This window comes from Enterococcus sp. AZ084 (genome assembly GCF_051714905.1).
Lineage (GTDB): Bacteria > Bacillota > Bacilli > Lactobacillales > Enterococcaceae > Enterococcus_B > Enterococcus_B pernyi.
Map to the genome: position 1 here is coordinate 632,736 of NZ_JBIOSS010000001.1, position 17,140 is coordinate 649,875.

A 17,140-nucleotide genomic window follows, 5' to 3' on the forward strand; every position below is an offset into this window, starting at 1 on the left:
GGTAATGATGGCACTAACATTAAAGGAAGAAATCATTCAAGAAAGTAAGCGAATCGGGATTGATAAAATCGGGTTTACTACAGCAGAGCCATTTGATCATTTGAAAGAATCGTTGGTAGAACAAAAAGCTGCTGGACATACTTCTGGATTTGAACACCCTAATATCGATGAACGTTTATATCCGGAAATGACGTTTGATCGACCGAAATCAATTATTGCAATTGCTTTAGCGTATCCGACAAAAATCCATGAAAAGATGCCTAGAGATGAAAAGCGTGGACAGTTTGCTCGTGCTTCTTGGGGCATCGATTATCATGATGTCTTACGGGATCGTCTGCAACAATTGATTTCATTTATTGAGTCACGAGCGACACATTGGCAAAAGGAAGAAGAATGGCGCTTGGCGCCGCAAGTAGATACAGGTGAGTTGATCGACGTAGCTGTGGCGCAACGTGCTGGATTAGGGTTTATCGGTCGAAACGGATTATTGATCACAGAGGAATTTGGCTCGTTTGTCTATTTAGGCGAGATCGTGACCAATATCGACCTAGAACCAGATACTCCTGGTGTCTTTGGGTGTGGCGAATGTACGCGTTGTGTGACGGCTTGCCCAACGGATGCACTTTTAGGTGATGGGCGAATAAATGCTAAACGCTGTTTGTCTTATCAAACGCAGACAAAAGGCATGATGCCAGAGGAGTATCGAAAGAAAATGAGCAACGTCATTTATGGTTGTGATATCTGTCAGTTGGTTTGTCCTTATAATAGAGGGAAAGATTTTCACTTTCATCCAGAAATGGAACCAAAAGTAGACGAAGTCTATCCGAAACTCACGCCCATGTTAACGATCTCTAATAAAGAATTTAAACAGCAATACGGTCATTTGGCTGGCTCATGGCGTGGAAGGAAACCTCTTCAACGAAATGCGCTGATTGCTTTAGCCAATTTAGGAGAACGTGCCGCTTTACCTCATATTGAAGAGTGTCTAAGTGATGTCCGTCCAGTGATTCGCGGGACAGCAGCGTGGGCAATCGGTAAGTTAGGAATCAAAGATCCTGAAAAATGGCAAGAAGTATTAAGTTGCGCACTGGAAAAAGAAACAGACGAAGAAGCAATCCATGAAATGGACCAAGCAATCCAATTGTTACAAAAGAAAAAAAGTCCTAAAAAATGACTTTTTTACTCAAATACGTCATTTTTCCCAGTAATTGTTGTAACAATTACTGGTTTTTTTGTGTTTATTGCATCAATTTTTGGAAAAATGAGAAGAATTTCGCAGAAAAATACAATAAATTGAAAAAAATTTATTCTAAATATTACAGAATGTAAGTTTTTTTAAAGTTTCTGTGAAAGGATTGAAAAACGATTCCAACGTTGATTTATAAAGCTTCTGCGACTTTAGTCCTAGTTTTTCGGAAAATCAAATATTACAAATATTAAAAATGTGACGATTTTGTCATTAAATGTCATAATTCTTTCACCTATGAAATATTTCTAGATGATAAAGTTAGTGACGTTGAAACAAATCAAAGAGAAAAAAAGGAGCTTACTATGAATTCAATTAAAAAGATCGTTTTGGGGACAACTGTTGCCGCTGGAGCAACTGCAATGTTTGTAGGGACTACTGCTCATGCAGATGAAGTCTATACAGTAAAAGCTGGAGATTCATTATCTAAAATCTCACAAAAATTTGCAGGTGACAATTCACTGATCAAAGCTATTGCAGAGCAAAATTCGATTGACGATATCAACCGCATTTTCGTTGGTGAAGAATTAACAATTCCAACTGACGCTTCATCAGTAAAAACAACAGAAGTAGCACCAACAACTGAAAAAGTAGAAACTCCTGTAGTAACAGAAACACCAGCGCAAGAATATACATACGTTGCGCCTGTTGAAACAGTTGAAGTAGCACCAGCTACAACTACTGTAACAACAAACAGCAACTCTGCGAAAGAATGGATTGCACAAAAAGAATCAGGTGGTTCTTACACTGCAACAAACGGCCGTTACATCGGACGTTACCAATTAGATTCAGCATATTTGAACGGTGACTACTCACCAGCGAACCAAGAACGTGTTGTAGAAGAATACGTTGCTGGACGCTATGGTTCATGGGATGCTGCAAAAGCATTCTGGTTAGCAAACGGTTGGTACTAAGATAACCATCAATCATAAATCCAAAAAAGAGGGCTACGCAAGTAGGCCTCTTTTTTTTACTTCTTTTATAATCTTGAAAGGTACGTATCAATCGGTTTTTGATAATGGTCGCCTTGCCAAATGCCTGTGTTGAGATACTCTGCAATCAAATAGCCGATATAAGGGCCAGTAGTCAAACCAGAGGAGCCTAAGCCACTTGCGGCGATCAAGCTTGGTTCATCTGGAACAGGTGCAAAGAACGGCGCAAAATCGGAGGTGTACGCCCGTGTGCCTACTCGCATGGTGTGTTTCCATGTAGCAAGCTGATCGGGTTCAGCTAAAAATGGCACTGTACTTTTTATCAATTGCTGATAAGCAGATTCGGTAGGAACCAAATCCCAACCCGCATCATTTTCATGGGTGGCGCCAACTAGTATAGTCCCATCGTTGAATGGGATAAAATCGGCTTCCCCTTCTAACATGGCAACAGGCCATTCTTGGCTGTTCGCATAAGGTGTTTGAAAAACGATCAGCTGTCCTTTTTGTGGACGAATATCAGCATGAAAGCCAATCTGCTCCAGTAACGGCTTTAATGAAGGGCCAGGCGCTAGAATGACTCGGTCAAAGTCAAGTTGTCCAAAAGTACCAGAGATGACCCAGTGTGCGGTTTCTTTGCGTAACTGGACACGTTCAGAGATTACTTTGACCATTTGTTTCTCCAAGCGTGTGGCAAGGTGAGATAGATAGGCATGACCGTCTAAACGCCCCCCTCCAGTCACAAATAAAGCAGGTGATGGTTTTAGCAATGGGAGAGTCCTTGTCGTTTCTTCAGCGCTCAGCAGCGAAATCTCACCGATCTCTGGTGCGTCTTTCTTTCGTTGTTCGGCAAGTGCAGCAAGATCTTCCAAAGCTTCTTTTTGGCGAAAAATCAGTGTGCCGGATTGTTTATAGATGGAATCATCAAGTGATAGATCCTGGATTAGTTTTGGGAAAAAAGCCGCACCATCTTTTGCTAACTGATACCACTGTTTATTTCGTCTTTTTGAAAGCCAAGGCGAGATGATGCCTGCACTAGCGCGAGTGGCTTGTCCTTCTTTTGCATCAAATAAGGTCACCTCAAATTTAGAGGTGTCTAAATAGTTGGCTAATGTCATACCGATGATGCCACCACCGATAATAGCAATTTTTTCCATAGAAAAACCTCCTTTACTTATCTACCATCTCATAGAATCATTAGAGATACAATATTTTATCCAAGGATTTTTTTCTATTTCATCCGAACGATTGTATGGTGAAAACTGATTATTGATAAAGTTAGAGACAAAAAAAGGAGGAGTGAGCTTCATTCTCTCACACCTCCTTATCTATTAATTTTGTATTTGCTTAGGTTTTTGCACCATATAGCGGATAAATAGGATTAAACTAATGATCAACAAGCCAAGTAGGACACTTAAAGCAACTTTTGATCCTAACGTTGTTGCTGCTTCATAACTATCTGAACGATGATCTTGGAAAAAGTTGATGATCACAGCCACCAACGTAGTAGCGACAGCTCCAGAAAATTGTTGCAACGTATTGAATACGGCGTTGCCATCACCTTGTAATTCCATCGATAAAGCATTCATTCCAGTAGTCATCATATTGCTATAAGACAAACCAATACCGATCATGTAGAAGAAATGACAGGCAATCAAAAAACCTAATGATGCATGACCTAAGATCAGGACAAGGGTAGTCCAGCCAACAAGTGAAAACAAGAGACCGATGAAAATTGGTTTTTTAGGTCCATGTTGGTCGAGTAGCTTTCCTGAAAAAGGAGATAACAGGGCACCAATCGTTGCACCTGGAAGCATAGCTAAACCTGCGACAAAGGCATTGTTCCCTTGGACGATTTGGACAAAGTTCGGTAGGACAAAAGAAACACCAAGTAATAAAAATTGATAAACTAAAAAGCTAAATAAGAATAAGCGGAACGTATGGTTTTTAAAAATTTCAAGTCGGATCAAAGGATGATCGGCTTTTTTTGTTCGTTGATAGAAAAGGATGAATCCTAAAATGGCGATGACTAAGGATGCCCAGCCAATCCAGTCTCTGAACATGCTTAGAAAAGTTAAGCTTCCACTGAACATCAGACTAATACCAAGGACGCTGAGTAAATCTAAGCGGCCAGATTTTTCCACCTTAAATTTAGGAATCGCGTATAAGCCAATCCCAAGTGAAAGGAGTAACACTGGTAATAGAAAGAGAAAAATATGACTCCATGAGAAATTAGCAGTTAAGATCCCACCATACGTAGGACCAATCGCTGGTGCAATGGCGGTTGTTAAAGTACCAAGACCCATCATCGTTCCTCTTTTTCCCATAGGAGCAAAAGTCAAGATGATGTGAAACATCAATGGCAAGGCTATCCCTGTCGCAGCACCTTGAAGTACCCGTCCTAAAAGCAGTAACAAGAAGGTAGGGGAAAAGTAATCGACCAACAAACCAGCAATAAATAGTAAATTGGAACTCAAGAAAAGAGTTCGCAGGCTAAAGTTTTTTGTCAGATAAGTTGAAAGTGGCACAATGATCGCAATCATTAATAAGTAAATGGTTGTTACCCATTGTACTTGGGAGGTACTGATTTGAAATTCCTGAATCAGCGTTGGGAAGGTCACGTTCATTGCGGTTTCGATCAAAACACCTGCAAATGACATGATCCCTGTGGCAAGTACAGCAGGAATTAATTGTAGTTGTTTTTGTTTTTGCATGTTTTTCACCTCTAAATTATTTCGTAAAAAAAGAGAGAGATTTCTATTCGAAAATAGAAACCGCCTCTCTCTCGACACGCTAGGCGTGTTATCTGTACGATTTATCGTTCGGCTTATTCTAGCACAAGTCTAAAAATAGTGTCAACCAGATTAGCCAATCCAATGTAAAAGAGTTATGATAGTAGTGAAGAAGAAAACAAGGAGGGCCTATGGAAAAAATCGAATGGAGAAAAACCGACCCTAGTTATCGTATGTCAAAGAAACCACAGCTACTGAAACTCCGTGCTAAAAACTTTTTTTGTATCAATGGAGTAGGTGATCCAAACGGGGAAGAATTCAAGCGTCGTATAGGCTGTTTATATGCTGTAAGTTATACGATCCGAATGGCACAAAAAAGTGGCTGGTTGATTCCTGATTATGCACCTTACACCGTTTATTCTTTAGAAGGTCAGTGGGGGCTACAAGAAAAATTTTTGAATGAACCAGTGATGTTAAAGGAACATTTTTCTTATCAGTTGATGATCCAGCAACCGGATTTTGTTACATCTCAAGTGGCTTCAGAGGCGTTAACGCGAGCCGCAAGTAAAATCCCAGAAGATTTAGTGAGTCAACTTTTCTTCACGTCGATTGAAGAAGGCCTTGTGGCACAGATCTTACACATTGGTTCCTACGACGATGAACCAGAAACATTTGAAAAGTTGGCTTTATTTCTCAAGGAAAAAGGCTATCGCCGAACTTCAAAAGAGCATAAAGAAATCTATATGAGCGATCCCAGAAGGACGGCACCAGAAAAATTAAAGACGATTTTGCGAGTAACCGTTGAACAAGACAAATCAGTCGAAGTGTCAGACATCAACTAAAAGAGAGAAAGATTCCCTGTTTTTTTGCTATAATAGATACGAAGAGGTGTTTTTTGTATGAAAAAAAATCAACGACAATCATTGATTCGCCAATTGATTACTGAGCATGCCATCGGTACGCAAGAGGAATTATTGAATCATTTGCAGATGAATGGGGTCAATGCAACGCAAGCAACGATCTCACGAGATATACGTGAGTTGAAACTTGTGAAAATCCAAGATGAGAATAAACAAATACGCTATGCGTTATTCAATCAACAAGCGGATTCTTTGATGGAAGATCGCTTGCGAAGTGCGGTCAAACGAGAAGTATTACGAATTCAACGAATTCAATTCATGATCGTTGTCTTGACCGAAAAAGATGGTGCGGATGTGGTAACAAACTGGTTAGATGAAGTGGATTATCCAGAAGTGGCTGCGACGATTGCCGGCGTTGATACGTTCATTATTATTTGTCGCACAGAAGAAGAAGCCCAGGCTTTCGCTGAAAAATTAGAGCAAATGAGAGAATAGCTCACGTTTAGTCTAATGATCAATGGAAGCGCTAAACATATTGACGTTGTGTAAATCGTACTAAATTCCATGGATACTGGACTTGCAAGAATGGTACGTAATGATTGGAAGGGTGTCTTTACAATCTGGATCATTCTAAAGCTCCAATCAATTTGAACAAGTATACAGGTGAAAGAGGGGCGAGCAGTCCAGTGATGACAAACATGATCATTTTTCTGACGATTTTAGTTTACGGCGTCAATTTTTTGGCATTTATGTATATTAAAATAAAAGAGATCAAAAATTACCTAGAAAAAATTGCGATTTATTTTGGTGTGAACATGACCTTGTTATTCACCAGTAGTATTTTCCTATTTTTTGGTAAGATCGTCGAAGACGGAATATTGTTGATAGAGTAATAAAAAAACTGATGCCCATTAATATAAGGCATCAGTTTTTAAGTCTCATTTATTTTTTTTTGGGAGGGGTACCGTACATTTTAGGTGTTACCGGTTTTAATTTAGGTGCTTTGCCTTCGATCTTAGGTTCTTCCAACCATTGATATTCCCCTTCACCATCTAGAGCTTTACCTTTTGCCCAAGAACCTTCGCTACTTTCGTCACCTTCTGAAAAGTTATAGAAATCATAAGCAATATCTTTACGTTCTTCTTCTCTTGGGAAAGTCGTAGGAACAAGAATACCGCCTTCTGTTTCTTCTAATTCTTTGACAGCTGCTGCCCAAAGGTTTTGATGATAACTGTCTCTAGCCAATAAAACTGATAGTAGGTCTTTTACGCCACGATCATCGATCATTTCGTAAATACGTGCCACTTGTAGTCTTCCTTGAGATTCTGCGTTTAAGTTTGCACGAAAATCAGCAAGTAGATTCCCACTAGCAACAATATAACCACCACTCCAAGGATTACCAACGCTATCCGCAGGACGAGGTCCTAAGCCAGCTACAATAGCGTGTTGAGGATTCATGCCGGAAATGATCGCACCAATCGTTGGGTCTTTTTTCATTGCTTCTTCTTGATCTTCAACAGGTGCATCTTCAAGTAAGCGTGCAACCATTGTCGCTAACATTTCAACGTGTCCAAGTTCTTCTGTTGCAATGTCCATCAGCATATCTTTATATTTTTCTTCCCCACGACAGCTCCAACCTTGGAAAAGGTATTGCATCGCTACACTCATTTCACCATACTGTCCGCCAATCAATTCTTGTAAATATTTTGCGATTAATGGATTCGGACGATCTGGTTTTGCCTCAAACTGTAATTCTTTTTGGTGTCTAAACATCAAATCTCCTCCTAATCAATTTTTAATACATCACTATTGTTATATGTAATGGAAAAAATTTCAAAGGAAACGCTCTAGATATTGGAGTTATTTTATAAACGTTGATTTATCAATGTTTGATTCTGTGAGAATGACTTCGTTAAAAGAAAATATTAGGAATAGCTCAATGGAATTTTTTTGTTTATAAATGATAACTATTGATAATTTCCAATTGTATTCTCATTTTTGTTAACGGAAAGTAAGTAACGAGAAAGAAGAGATGGTCACATCAAAGAACGATTGTTTTTAAGTCCATCTTACTGCTCAGGTCAAAACGCTTTTGTCACGACCTTGATAAACGGTGTTCGAAAGCCAACTCCTACGATATTAAGTCAAAAATTGAAAAAATATGAGAAGCTATTTTCTCAATTTCCGTCTTAATACTTGGAGCTGAACGGCTTTCTCACAACCTATGATCCACGGTGTTCAAGAAGCAACACTTCGGTCCTAAGCCAAAAAAATCAAAAATGAAAGAGCCATTTTCGCTTTTTTTTGCTTATGCCTTAGTGCTGATCGCTTCTTTCACGACCTCGATAAACGGTGTTCCAAAAGCTGACCTTCAACAGTAAGATGGACAATCAAAAAATATGAAAAGCTATTTTCTGATTGTCCATCTTACTGCTCAGGTCAAAACGTTTTTGTCACAACCTTGATAAACGGTGTTCGAAAGCCAACTCCTACGATATTAAGTCAAAAATTGAAAAAATATGAGAAGCTATTTTCTCAATTTCCGTCTTAATACTTGGAGCTGAACGACTTTCTCACAACCTATTGTTACTTGTAGAATGTTTGCTTCTTTGATATGGTTAATACAAGAAAAACATCGGAGGTATATCATGGCTAAAATTATGGTAGTGGAAGATGAAGAGATCATTCGTCAGCTGATTATGGAAGAGTTGGAGAAATGGCAATTTGAAACCTATGGAACGTCAGATTTCAATCAGGTTTTTGCTGATTTTGAGAAAGAAGAACCACAACTTGTTCTTTTAGATATCAATTTACCAGTATTTGATGGTTATTATTGGTGCCAGAAAATACGAGAAATTTCCAAAGTCCCAATCATTTTTATTTCAAGTCGTAATACGAATATGGACATGATCATGGCGATGAACATGGGGGCAGACGATTTTGTGACGAAGCCGTTTCAAATCGATGTCTTGATTGCTAAAATCAATGCTTTGTTGCGTCGTTCATATAATTATGGTGAGTTGTCGAGTGAAATGATGACCCATAATGGAATCACGTTGAATGTCGATAATGGCAGTATGGAGATTAATGGTGAAATGATCGATTTGAGTAAGAATGAGTATCGCTTGTTGTTTATTTTAATGAAGCAACACGGGAAAATTTTGACTCGTGAAAAATTGTTGCGTGCGTTGTGGGATGATGAACGGTTTGTCGATGACAATACACTGACGGTCAACATCAATCGCTTACGTCGTAAAATCGAACAGGCAGGGATCACCGATTATATCGAAACAAAAGTCGGCCAGGGGTATATTGTTCCCTGAAAGGATGAAATACAACTATGAACTTTTTTAAGTATTTGAAAGATCAATGGTCGCTGATCGTCGGCTGGATATTTTTTATTTTATTGACGATTTTTGTGATGTGGTTAGCCCCTAATATAACGGTCGATTGGGCCACGATTGCTTACTTAACATTGATCGAAGGTGTTTTCTTAATCTTTTTTTTACTTGTCTGTTACTTGAGTAAACGTCGGTGGTGGGCAAAATTGGCAAATCTACAAAAAAATTCTCCCTTGCAAAATTATTTAGATGGTGGACATACAGAGGAAGAGAAGTTGATAGAAGATTATATCAATCAACTGATACGTGAACATCAGGAAGTGATGCAAGAAGCCATCACGAACCAGCAAGATCAAAAAGATTATATCGATTCATGGGTCCATGAAATCAAAGTACCCGTAGCGGCTTCAGAATTGTTAGTACGATCGATCGAATTTGATATCGATGATCAAAAATATACATTGTTAGAAAATGAGTTGTCTAAAATCGATGAGTATGTGGAACAAGTATTGTATTATGCGCGCTTGGATAGTTTTTCAAGAGACTACTTGATCCAAGAATACAGTATCAAGAGTATCATCCAACCAGTGATTCGTAGCCAAGCAAATTATTTTATCCAAAAGAAAATACGGTATGAAGTGATAGGTGAAGATCAAACGATTTTGACAGATTCGAAATGGGTGGCCTTTATTTTTAAACAGATTCTTAGTAATGCCATTAAGTATACGCCGGATGAAGGCGAGATCAAACTATTGATCGAGAAGACGACAAAAGGCGTAAAATTTTCTGTCAAAGATTCAGGCATCGGTATACCGAAAGAAGATGTTGGACGGATTTTTGACAAAGGCTTCACAGGTGCGAATGGCCGTCTGAGCAAAACTCACTCTACTGGCCTAGGATTATACCTCGCTAAAAATCTAGCGGAAAAATTAGGGATTTCTCTCACTGTCGACTCGATTGAAGGAGAAGGGACGACCATGTCTTTATTTTTCCCTATCTTGAGTTTTTACCAAGAAGAACGCTGAAAAAATGGGATTGCGACATATTCACACTTATTTCTGAAGGAACTACCGGTTGAACATTGTCTGATTTGGTTATGAGAGAAGCGTGTTGACCTTAGATGATGATTGGAAAAGTTTTAATATAGTTATATATCGGCTGTTGCCCCGAAAGTAGAAGAATTTTCGAGGTAACAGTTGATTTTGTTTATGGATTTATTAGTGACTGATTGAACTTCATAGAAACGTCAATGAAGTTAAGTTAGAAAAAAGTGAGAAATAAAAAATAACTCTTGTGTTGTTAACGTTTTCGTTGATATGTTCTATAACATGTGACATTGAAAAGAAGGAGAATGTTTATGGAATTATTAATCGCATTAGTCCCAATGGTCGCGTGGGGAAGTATTGGTTTAGTCAGTGGAAAGATCGGTGGCGATGCCAATCAACAAACATTAGGGATGACGATCGGTGCATTTCTTTTTTCACTCGTTGCTTTTTTCATCGTTAATCCAACGATCACGCCATGGATCACATTGATTGGATTTTTATCTGGTCTAGCGTGGAGTGTCGGACAAAATGGGCAGTTTCATGGGATGAAATTCATGGGAGTATCTGTAGGATTGCCGTTATCCACTGGTTTTCAATTAATTTTGAATACGATTGCGGGCGCTGTCTTTTTCCATGAATGGACACAAACGAAAGATTACGTTTATGGTATTTTAGCGCTGATTCTTCTTGTAAGCGGTGCGTATTTGACTGCTCGACAAGATGATGAAGGAAAAGTCGATACAGATAATAAAATGCTTGATTTTGGTAAAGGATTCAGGGCATTGATCTATTCTACTTTAGGTTATGGTGTCTATACGATCATCATCAACTGGGCGAATTTAGATGCGATGTCGATTATTTTACCGCAAAGTATCGGTATGATCTTAGGGGCAAGTTTCTTTGCTTTCCGAAAAGTAAAAGTTGATCAATATGTTTGGAAAAATATGGCGAGTGGATTGCTATGGGGAATCGGTAACGTATGTATGCTATTGACCGTTAAGTCATTAGGACTAGCAGTCGGTTTCTCTCTTTCTCAAATGGGAATCATCATTTCAACTCTAGGTGGTATTTTTATCTTAGGGGAGAAAAAGACAAAAAAAGAGCTTATATTTGTAATTGTAGGTTGCCTTTTAGTTATTTTTGGTGGTATCCTTTTAGGGTATATGAAAACAGCGTAAAGCTGTTTTTTTATATACTCAAAAATCAGGGGGAGGGAATTTAATGGATTTGTTTCGTAAGAAAGAAATCAGTCTCAATCATACGAGTGAGATGAAGAAAGAACTAAAAACATCCGATTTGATCATGCTTGGTATTGGCGCGATCATCGGTACAGGTATATTTGTTGTAACAGGAGTGGCAGCAAACCAAAATGCAGGTCCGGCACTATCATTATCGTTTGTTTTAGCAGCGATCGTTGTGATTTTATCTGGTCTAAGTTTTGCAGAATTTGCTTCGCGGGTACCAGTGATTGGCGGACCATATGCGTATCTATACGTCGTATTCGGTGAGTTTGCCGCTTGGTTGACTGGATGGTTATTGATCGGTGAGTTCTTATTGGCCGTTTCATCCGTTGCGTCAGGTTGGTCCGGTTATGTACAAGGGTTTATTGAAAGTCTTGGTTTTGGCTTACCAACGGCGCTAACAGGTGGATATAATCCAGCCAATGGTACATACATCGACTTAATTGCGGTGCTTGTTGTGATTTTCGTCACATACATTGTTTCTTTGGAAGCGAAGAAAGCGTTACGATTGAACAACATGATGGTTTATGTGAAATTTGGAATCATTGCATTATTTATTATTGTAGGAATCTTTTTTGTTAAACCAGAGAATTGGCAACCATTCACACCATTCGGCTTTGAAGGTGTCTTAGATGGCGCAGCATTAGTTTTCTTCGCATTCTTAGGATTCGATGCGGTAGCGATGGCTGCGGAGGAAGTAAAAAATCCTCAAAAAGATGTACCACGTGGAATCATTGGCTCGATCTTGATCGCAACCGTGTTGTACATCATCGTGACATTGATTTTAACAGGGATCGTGCCTTATACAGAATTAGGTGTAAATGATCCTGTGGCATTCGCGATGCGTTATGTAGGACATGGTACAGTAGGAGCGATCATCGCCGTTGGCGCGATCTTGACCTTATTGACTGTGACGATCTCCATGATGTATTCATTGGCTCGCTTATTGTTTGCAGTAAGTAAAGATGGCTTGTTACCACAGTTCATGACAGAAATCGACAAGAAACATCGCACACCGAAGAAAGCGACGTATGCAGCAGGTATCGCCGCATTATTCTTCGCAGGATTCTTCCCATTGAATATCTTGGCAGAGTTGACGAACATCATGGCATTGGCTTATCTAATGTTAGTTAGTCTAGGCTTACTGAAATTACGTAAAATGTTTGGCAAACCAAAAGCAGGCGAGTTCAAAGTGCCATTGGTACCGATTTTACCAATCATTTCGATCTTATCTTGTCTAGTCTTGATGTCACGTTTACAAGCGGTGACTTGGTTAGTCTTTGGGATTACGATGGTGATCGGCCTAGTGATTTACTTTGGCTATGGTTACAAACACAGTAAGATGAATACCGAAAAATAAAAATATGAACAAAAACCTTGTATCAAGCAGCGTTGCTGATACAAGGTTTTTTCATTCTATTTGTTATTGCGTTAAATCGAGTAATTTTTGTTTCAAGTCTTCTTCCATATGGCCAAGTTCAACTTCTGCATGACGACGTTTTTCTTTTCCTTCTTGTTGGATACGAAGTGTTTCTTGGATCGTTTCGATCAAATCATTTTGTGTGGTTTGCAATGTTTCGATATCCACGATGCCACGTTCATTTTCTTTAGCAGTTTCGATGGCAGAGATTTTCAACATTTCTGAGTTTTTCTTCAATAAATCATTGGTTGTTTCAGAAACTTGTCGTTGTGCTGTAACTGCATCTTTTTGTCGAAGCAAGGTCAACGCAATCACCACTTGGTTTTTCCATAATGGGATGGCTGTAGCAATTGATGCTTGGATCTTTTCTGCCAATGCTTGGTTTGTATTTTGGATCAAACGGATCTGTGGCGCTTGTTGGATCGTGATCTGTCTGGCTAAGCGTAGATCATGAGTGCGCTTGTCTAGGCGATCAAGAAACTGTGTATAATCATTGGCGATCTGTACATCCATTTGATCCCCTGTTTCTTCTGCTTTTCGCATGGCTTCTGGAATGATCTTTGTCTGTAATTCTTCCATTTTTAATTCGCCAGCAGCGATATAAATGTTCAACGCATCAAAATAATCTTTATTTTTTTGATAAAGTTGTTCTAACATCAGATTGTCTTTTAATAGGCCATCTTTTTCTTTGTCTAATTTGACTGAGATCTTGTCGATTTGCGCACCGATTTTTTGGTATTTGGCAGTGACTTCATAAATCGATTGTTTGACTTTACCGAATACGCGTTGGAAAATATTTCCTTCTCCTGCACGTAATTCATCTGGATTTGCTTCTTGAAGGCGGTACATCAGTTCAGTCAATGAATCACCGACTGGGCCGATATCTTGTGCTTGTACGTGATTCAACATCGACTGTGAGAACTCACCTAATTTTGTTTGAGCAGCTGAACCGTAGCTGATGACCGACTGAGAATCAGTGACATCGATTTTTTCAGCCAATTGTTTGGCTTGTTCTTGTCTTTCAGCAGGTAATTTATCAATCAGCCGAGCAGCAGTTTGCTGTTCTTGAAGTGCATTGATTTCATTTTGTTGTGTTTGAGTCAATTTATCGACGGGTGTCGAAAAAGGATTATTCAATAAATCTTCTAAAGTATCATTTACAGGGGTTACTTCGTGCTTTGGTTCATGTGGATTATTTTCCATTAAAATTCCTCCTTATCGATTAAGCTAGAAAAAGTACCCGAAACAATCAGACGGTGTCTAAGTGTTCCGAGTCCAAGAAATAAACGTGCTTATTCTTCTGGTACATCTTTATTATCACGCTTTAAGCTTTGTTTCGCAACAGATATCTCTACATCGATATCTTCCAAATCTTCCGAAACGAAATCTTGATAGTCTTTCGCGACTAATGAAGCAAGTTGATCAATGATCTGGGTACTTTCTTCCAGTTTTTGATAGGTCTGTTTGTTTTTGATCTCGTGTTCATTGATCTCAATATATTTGTTTGTCAAATCCACTAGGTTTGGCAAGTGGGTGTAAAGGAACTGACTCGCATCGTGCAATCGAGTGGGTTCTTTTACGAGTTCTTTGAACAAACCTTTTGCTGCTTTTACAGGTTCGTGACGAAGATCGATCGCTTTAAGCTTTGCCGTTTCGTACATATTTTTTTCTAGTTGTTCGATTTCATTTTTTGTTTGATTCATCGTTTCTCTGAAAAAAGAGATTTCACTCGGTGTCATGCCGTTTTCGCTATAATGGGTCGCTAATTTGTCAGATAGATTTGGTAAAGCTGTTTTATCCTTAGGTTTTTTACGAAAACCAAAAAGCCCCCAAATCAGCAAAACTGCGCCAATTAACAAGATCATTGATATGATCGATACATCATTATAACTGAAGAACAGTATCACTAAGAGTAAACCTACGATCCATTTCCAATTCTTTTTAATCATCCTAAAAACCTCCGTGTATATTCATTGTCCACTCTACTCATCTACTTCTTTATTTTAGCACAACCTTCTTAATAAATAGTATCGGACTAAAGGTGGATTTTATGAGTTTATAGAATTTCTAAGGTTTGGATATGGTAAACTAAGTAAGAAATCAAAAAGAAAATTGAAAAAAACAAAAAAAGTAGTTATTATAGGACAAAAGAAAGCAGGGGAAAAGATGCTTGAATATGAACAGTTTGAAGAGAAAACGATTCAACGAAAAGAAATTTATCATGGAGCGATCATTGATGTCGCTGTGGATGATGTTCGCTTACCAGATGGAAATATCGGGAAGCGTGAATTAGTCTTTCACCCCGGTGGTGTAGGAATCATTGCTTTTGATGAAAAGGATCGTCTACTATTAGTCAAACAATTCCGCAAACCTTTAGAAAAAGTGATCCTCGAAATACCAGCTGGTAAAATTGATCCAGGAGAAAAACAAGCGCCTGAGATCACTGCTGCTAGAGAATTAGAAGAAGAAACTGGATACCGCGCAGAGCGTTTGGAGCATTTGACTTCTATGTATTTGTCACCAGGATTTGCGAATGAACTCCTGCATATCTATCATGCAGTAAATATCGAAAAAGTGGAACAGCCTCTCGCACAAGATGAGGACGAAGTATTGGAACTTTATGCGTTGACTTTAGCAGAAGCAAAACAAGCGATGTCAGATCAAGTCATTTGCGATGCAAAAACGATTTATGCGATTCAATACTGGGAATCAATGAACAAAGGAAAGTAGAGGGATCGATTGATGGTCAAAGGACCGCTAGTCACACGTAGCGAAATCCGTAAACGACAGCAAGAACAAGCACAAGAATCATTAAAAAAACAAAGAAAAGCGGAAGCTACGTACAAACAAGAAGAAAAAAAGATCGCGAGTTTTTATCGTAAAGAACAAAAGAAAAATAAGCCAATCACGAAAACAAGAGCGGGCGAACGAGAAAAAACACGTAAATGGAATGCTGTTTTGATGAAAGGCTTGGTTATCGTCATTTTATTGTTAGCCATCGTTTTTCTGGCAGTTGCATTTATATAGAAAGAAGGAACAACTAAATGAAAATTGGAATCATCGGAGCAATGGAAGAAGAAGTAAAAATTTTAAGAGAGCAACTAGGACAACCCTTATCATGGGAAAGAGCAGGTGCTCTGTTTATCTCAGGCTCATTAGGCAATCATGAAGTCATTGTTGTACGTTCAGGTATCGGGAAAGTCTTGGCATCGATCACAACAAGCCTATTGATCCAACAATATGGTGTCAACATGGTCATCAATACCGGATCAGCTGGCGGCATTGGTGAAGGTCTACGTGTAGGGGATGTAGTGATCTCTGACAAAGTTGCCTATTTTGATGCAGATGTTACAGGGTTCGGTTACAAGCCAGGACAATTACCAGGTATGCCTCTTTATTATGAAGCAAGCACGTATTTACGTTCAGAAATGAAAAGAGCCGCAGAAGCAACCAACTTGAATGCAAAAGAAGGCTTGATCGTCACAGGAGATACATTTATTGATTCGCCAGTCAAAGTCCAAGAGATCTTAGGCAATTTCCCTGAAGCACTTGCTTGTGAGATGGAAGGGGCTGCAGTCGGTCAAACGGCGCAACAATTCAATATTCCTTTCTTGATCGTGCGAGCAATGAGTGATACTGCGGACCATTCAGCGACACAAAGCTTTGACGAATTCATCGAAGAAGCAGGGAAACGTTCAGCTGAAATGGTCATTGAATTTGTCAAACATCTTGTATAAGGAGTGAACCGAATGAAAGCATTGATTTCGATTGATTACACCTATGATTTTGTGGCAGATGATGGGAAATTGACGACTGGAAAGAGCGGTCAGGCAATTGAACCAGCTTTAACGAAGTATACAAAAAAGTTTATTGATGAGAAAGAATTTGTCGTATTTGCGATCGATGCACATGATCCCGAAGATGCTTTTCATCCGGAAAACCAATTGTTTCCACCACATAATGTAGTCGGAACCAGTGGCCGCGATCTGTATGGTTCATTGCAAGAGATTTATGCGGAACATCAAACACAAGCCAATGTTTATTGGATCGATAAACGTCACTATTCTGCATTCAGTGGAACAGATCTTGACATTCGTTTACGGGAACGTGGGATTACAGAGATTTATTTGACAGGTGTTTGTACAGATATCTGTGTCTTGCATACAGCAGTCGATGCCTATAACCTAGGCTATCAATTATTTATTTACGAAGATGCAGTTGCCAGCTTTGATCCAATCGGACATGACTGGGCATTGAAACATTTTCAAACAGCCCTTGGTGCGGAGATCATTAAGGGATAGAAAGAGTGAAATAGTGGATAAAAT

18 protein-coding genes are annotated in these 17,140 nt (G+C 39.0%); 13 read left to right on the plus strand and 5 right to left on the minus strand.

Annotated elements, in window-relative coordinates:
• Positions 1-7: 7 nt before the first annotated feature.
• Entirely contained in the window at positions 8-1,174 is a 1,167-nt protein-coding gene (queG, locus tag IGI79_RS02980) for a tRNA epoxyqueuosine(34) reductase QueG (RefSeq protein WP_438845706.1), read from the plus strand.
• Positions 1,175-1,551: 377 nt separating this feature from the next.
• Positions 1,552-2,160, plus strand: a complete 609-nt coding sequence (locus tag IGI79_RS02985; protein WP_023519180.1) for a LysM peptidoglycan-binding domain-containing protein — start codon at positions 1,552-1,554, stop codon at positions 2,158-2,160.
• A gap of 65 nt (positions 2,161-2,225) precedes the next feature.
• On the opposite strand, the gene IGI79_RS02990 is transcribed toward IGI79_RS02985, so the two are convergent.
• Together IGI79_RS02990 and IGI79_RS02995 are read right to left on the minus strand one after the other, a co-directional pair.
• Positions 2,226-3,332: an NAD(P)/FAD-dependent oxidoreductase gene (locus IGI79_RS02990; RefSeq protein WP_438845707.1), complete on the minus strand. Its 1,107-nt coding sequence runs from the start codon at positions 3,330-3,332 to the stop codon at positions 2,226-2,228.
• Positions 3,333-3,506: 174 nt separating this feature from the next.
• Positions 3,507-4,889 carry an MFS transporter gene (locus IGI79_RS02995; RefSeq protein WP_169058963.1) on the minus strand — a complete coding sequence of 461 codons (1,383 nt, stop codon included), beginning with the start codon at positions 4,887-4,889 and terminating at the stop codon, positions 3,507-3,509.
• 209 nt (positions 4,890-5,098) lie between these two features.
• Here IGI79_RS02995 and IGI79_RS03000 point away from each other — a divergent pair, with 209 nt between their 5' ends.
• From IGI79_RS03000 to IGI79_RS03010, 3 genes are all read left to right on the plus strand, one after another.
• Positions 5,099-5,749, plus strand: a complete 651-nt coding sequence (locus tag IGI79_RS03000; RefSeq protein ID WP_438845708.1) for a GyrI-like domain-containing protein — start codon at positions 5,099-5,101, stop codon at positions 5,747-5,749.
• Positions 5,750-5,806: 57 nt separating this feature from the next.
• Positions 5,807-6,262, plus strand: coding sequence for an arginine repressor (locus IGI79_RS03005; RefSeq protein ID WP_010736209.1), 456 nt, complete (start codon positions 5,807-5,809; stop codon positions 6,260-6,262).
• A 191-nt stretch (positions 6,263-6,453) separates the two neighbouring features.
• On the plus strand, positions 6,454-6,660 hold the full coding sequence (locus tag IGI79_RS03010) for a hypothetical protein (RefSeq protein ID WP_023519183.1): 207 nt from the start codon (positions 6,454-6,456) through the stop codon (positions 6,658-6,660).
• Between the two features lie 49 nt (positions 6,661-6,709).
• Here the strand turns inward: IGI79_RS03010 and IGI79_RS03015 are convergent, their stop codons facing one another.
• Entirely contained in the window at positions 6,710-7,540 is an 831-nt protein-coding gene (locus IGI79_RS03015; RefSeq protein ID WP_010736207.1) for a manganese catalase family protein, read from the minus strand.
• Between the two features lie 875 nt (positions 7,541-8,415).
• Between IGI79_RS03015 and sapR the strand changes: the two genes are divergently transcribed.
• The 4 genes from sapR to IGI79_RS03035 all read left to right on the plus strand — a co-directional run bounded on the left by sapR (position 8,416) and on the right by IGI79_RS03035 (position 12,755).
• The gene (gene sapR, locus IGI79_RS03020; protein ID WP_010736206.1) at positions 8,416-9,090 is read left to right on the plus strand and encodes a two-component system response regulator SapR; all 675 of its coding nucleotides are present in this window, start codon (positions 8,416-8,418) and stop codon (positions 9,088-9,090) included.
• A 17-nt stretch (positions 9,091-9,107) separates the two neighbouring features.
• On the plus strand, positions 9,108-10,133 hold the full coding sequence (gene sapS / locus IGI79_RS03025) for a two-component system sensor histidine kinase SapS (protein ID WP_010736205.1): 1,026 nt from the start codon (positions 9,108-9,110) through the stop codon (positions 10,131-10,133).
• Positions 10,134-10,465: 332 nt separating this feature from the next.
• A complete protein-coding gene (locus IGI79_RS03030; protein WP_438845709.1) occupies positions 10,466-11,332 on the plus strand; it encodes a GRP family sugar transporter in 867 nt (288 codons plus the stop codon).
• Between the two features lie 43 nt (positions 11,333-11,375).
• On the plus strand, positions 11,376-12,755 hold the full coding sequence (locus IGI79_RS03035) for an APC family permease (RefSeq protein ID WP_019724164.1): 1,380 nt from the start codon (positions 11,376-11,378) through the stop codon (positions 12,753-12,755).
• A gap of 63 nt (positions 12,756-12,818) precedes the next feature.
• On the opposite strand, the gene IGI79_RS03040 is transcribed toward IGI79_RS03035, so the two are convergent.
• On the minus strand, positions 12,819-14,018 hold the full coding sequence (locus IGI79_RS03040) for a toxic anion resistance protein (protein ID WP_010736201.1): 1,200 nt from the start codon (positions 14,016-14,018) through the stop codon (positions 12,819-12,821).
• Between the two features lie 89 nt (positions 14,019-14,107).
• A complete protein-coding gene (locus tag IGI79_RS03045) occupies positions 14,108-14,764 on the minus strand; it encodes a 5-bromo-4-chloroindolyl phosphate hydrolysis family protein (RefSeq protein WP_023519185.1) in 657 nt (218 codons plus the stop codon).
• A 217-nt stretch (positions 14,765-14,981) separates the two neighbouring features.
• Here IGI79_RS03045 and IGI79_RS03050 point away from each other — a divergent pair, with 217 nt between their 5' ends.
• From IGI79_RS03050 to IGI79_RS03065, 4 genes are read left to right on the plus strand one after another with little or no spacing between them, the layout of a single operon-like run.
• Entirely contained in the window at positions 14,982-15,545 is a 564-nt protein-coding gene (locus tag IGI79_RS03050) for an NUDIX hydrolase (protein ID WP_034688952.1), read from the plus strand.
• Between the two features lie 12 nt (positions 15,546-15,557).
• Positions 15,558-15,842, plus strand: a complete 285-nt coding sequence (gene macP, locus IGI79_RS03055) for a cell wall synthase accessory phosphoprotein MacP (protein ID WP_010736198.1) — start codon at positions 15,558-15,560, stop codon at positions 15,840-15,842.
• A gap of 17 nt (positions 15,843-15,859) precedes the next feature.
• A complete protein-coding gene (locus IGI79_RS03060) occupies positions 15,860-16,552 on the plus strand; it encodes a 5'-methylthioadenosine/adenosylhomocysteine nucleosidase (protein ID WP_195273814.1) in 693 nt (230 codons plus the stop codon).
• Positions 16,553-16,564: 12 nt separating this feature from the next.
• The gene (locus IGI79_RS03065; RefSeq protein ID WP_023519187.1) at positions 16,565-17,116 is read left to right on the plus strand and encodes a cysteine hydrolase family protein; all 552 of its coding nucleotides are present in this window, start codon (positions 16,565-16,567) and stop codon (positions 17,114-17,116) included.
• Positions 17,117-17,140: the final 24 nt, after the last annotated feature.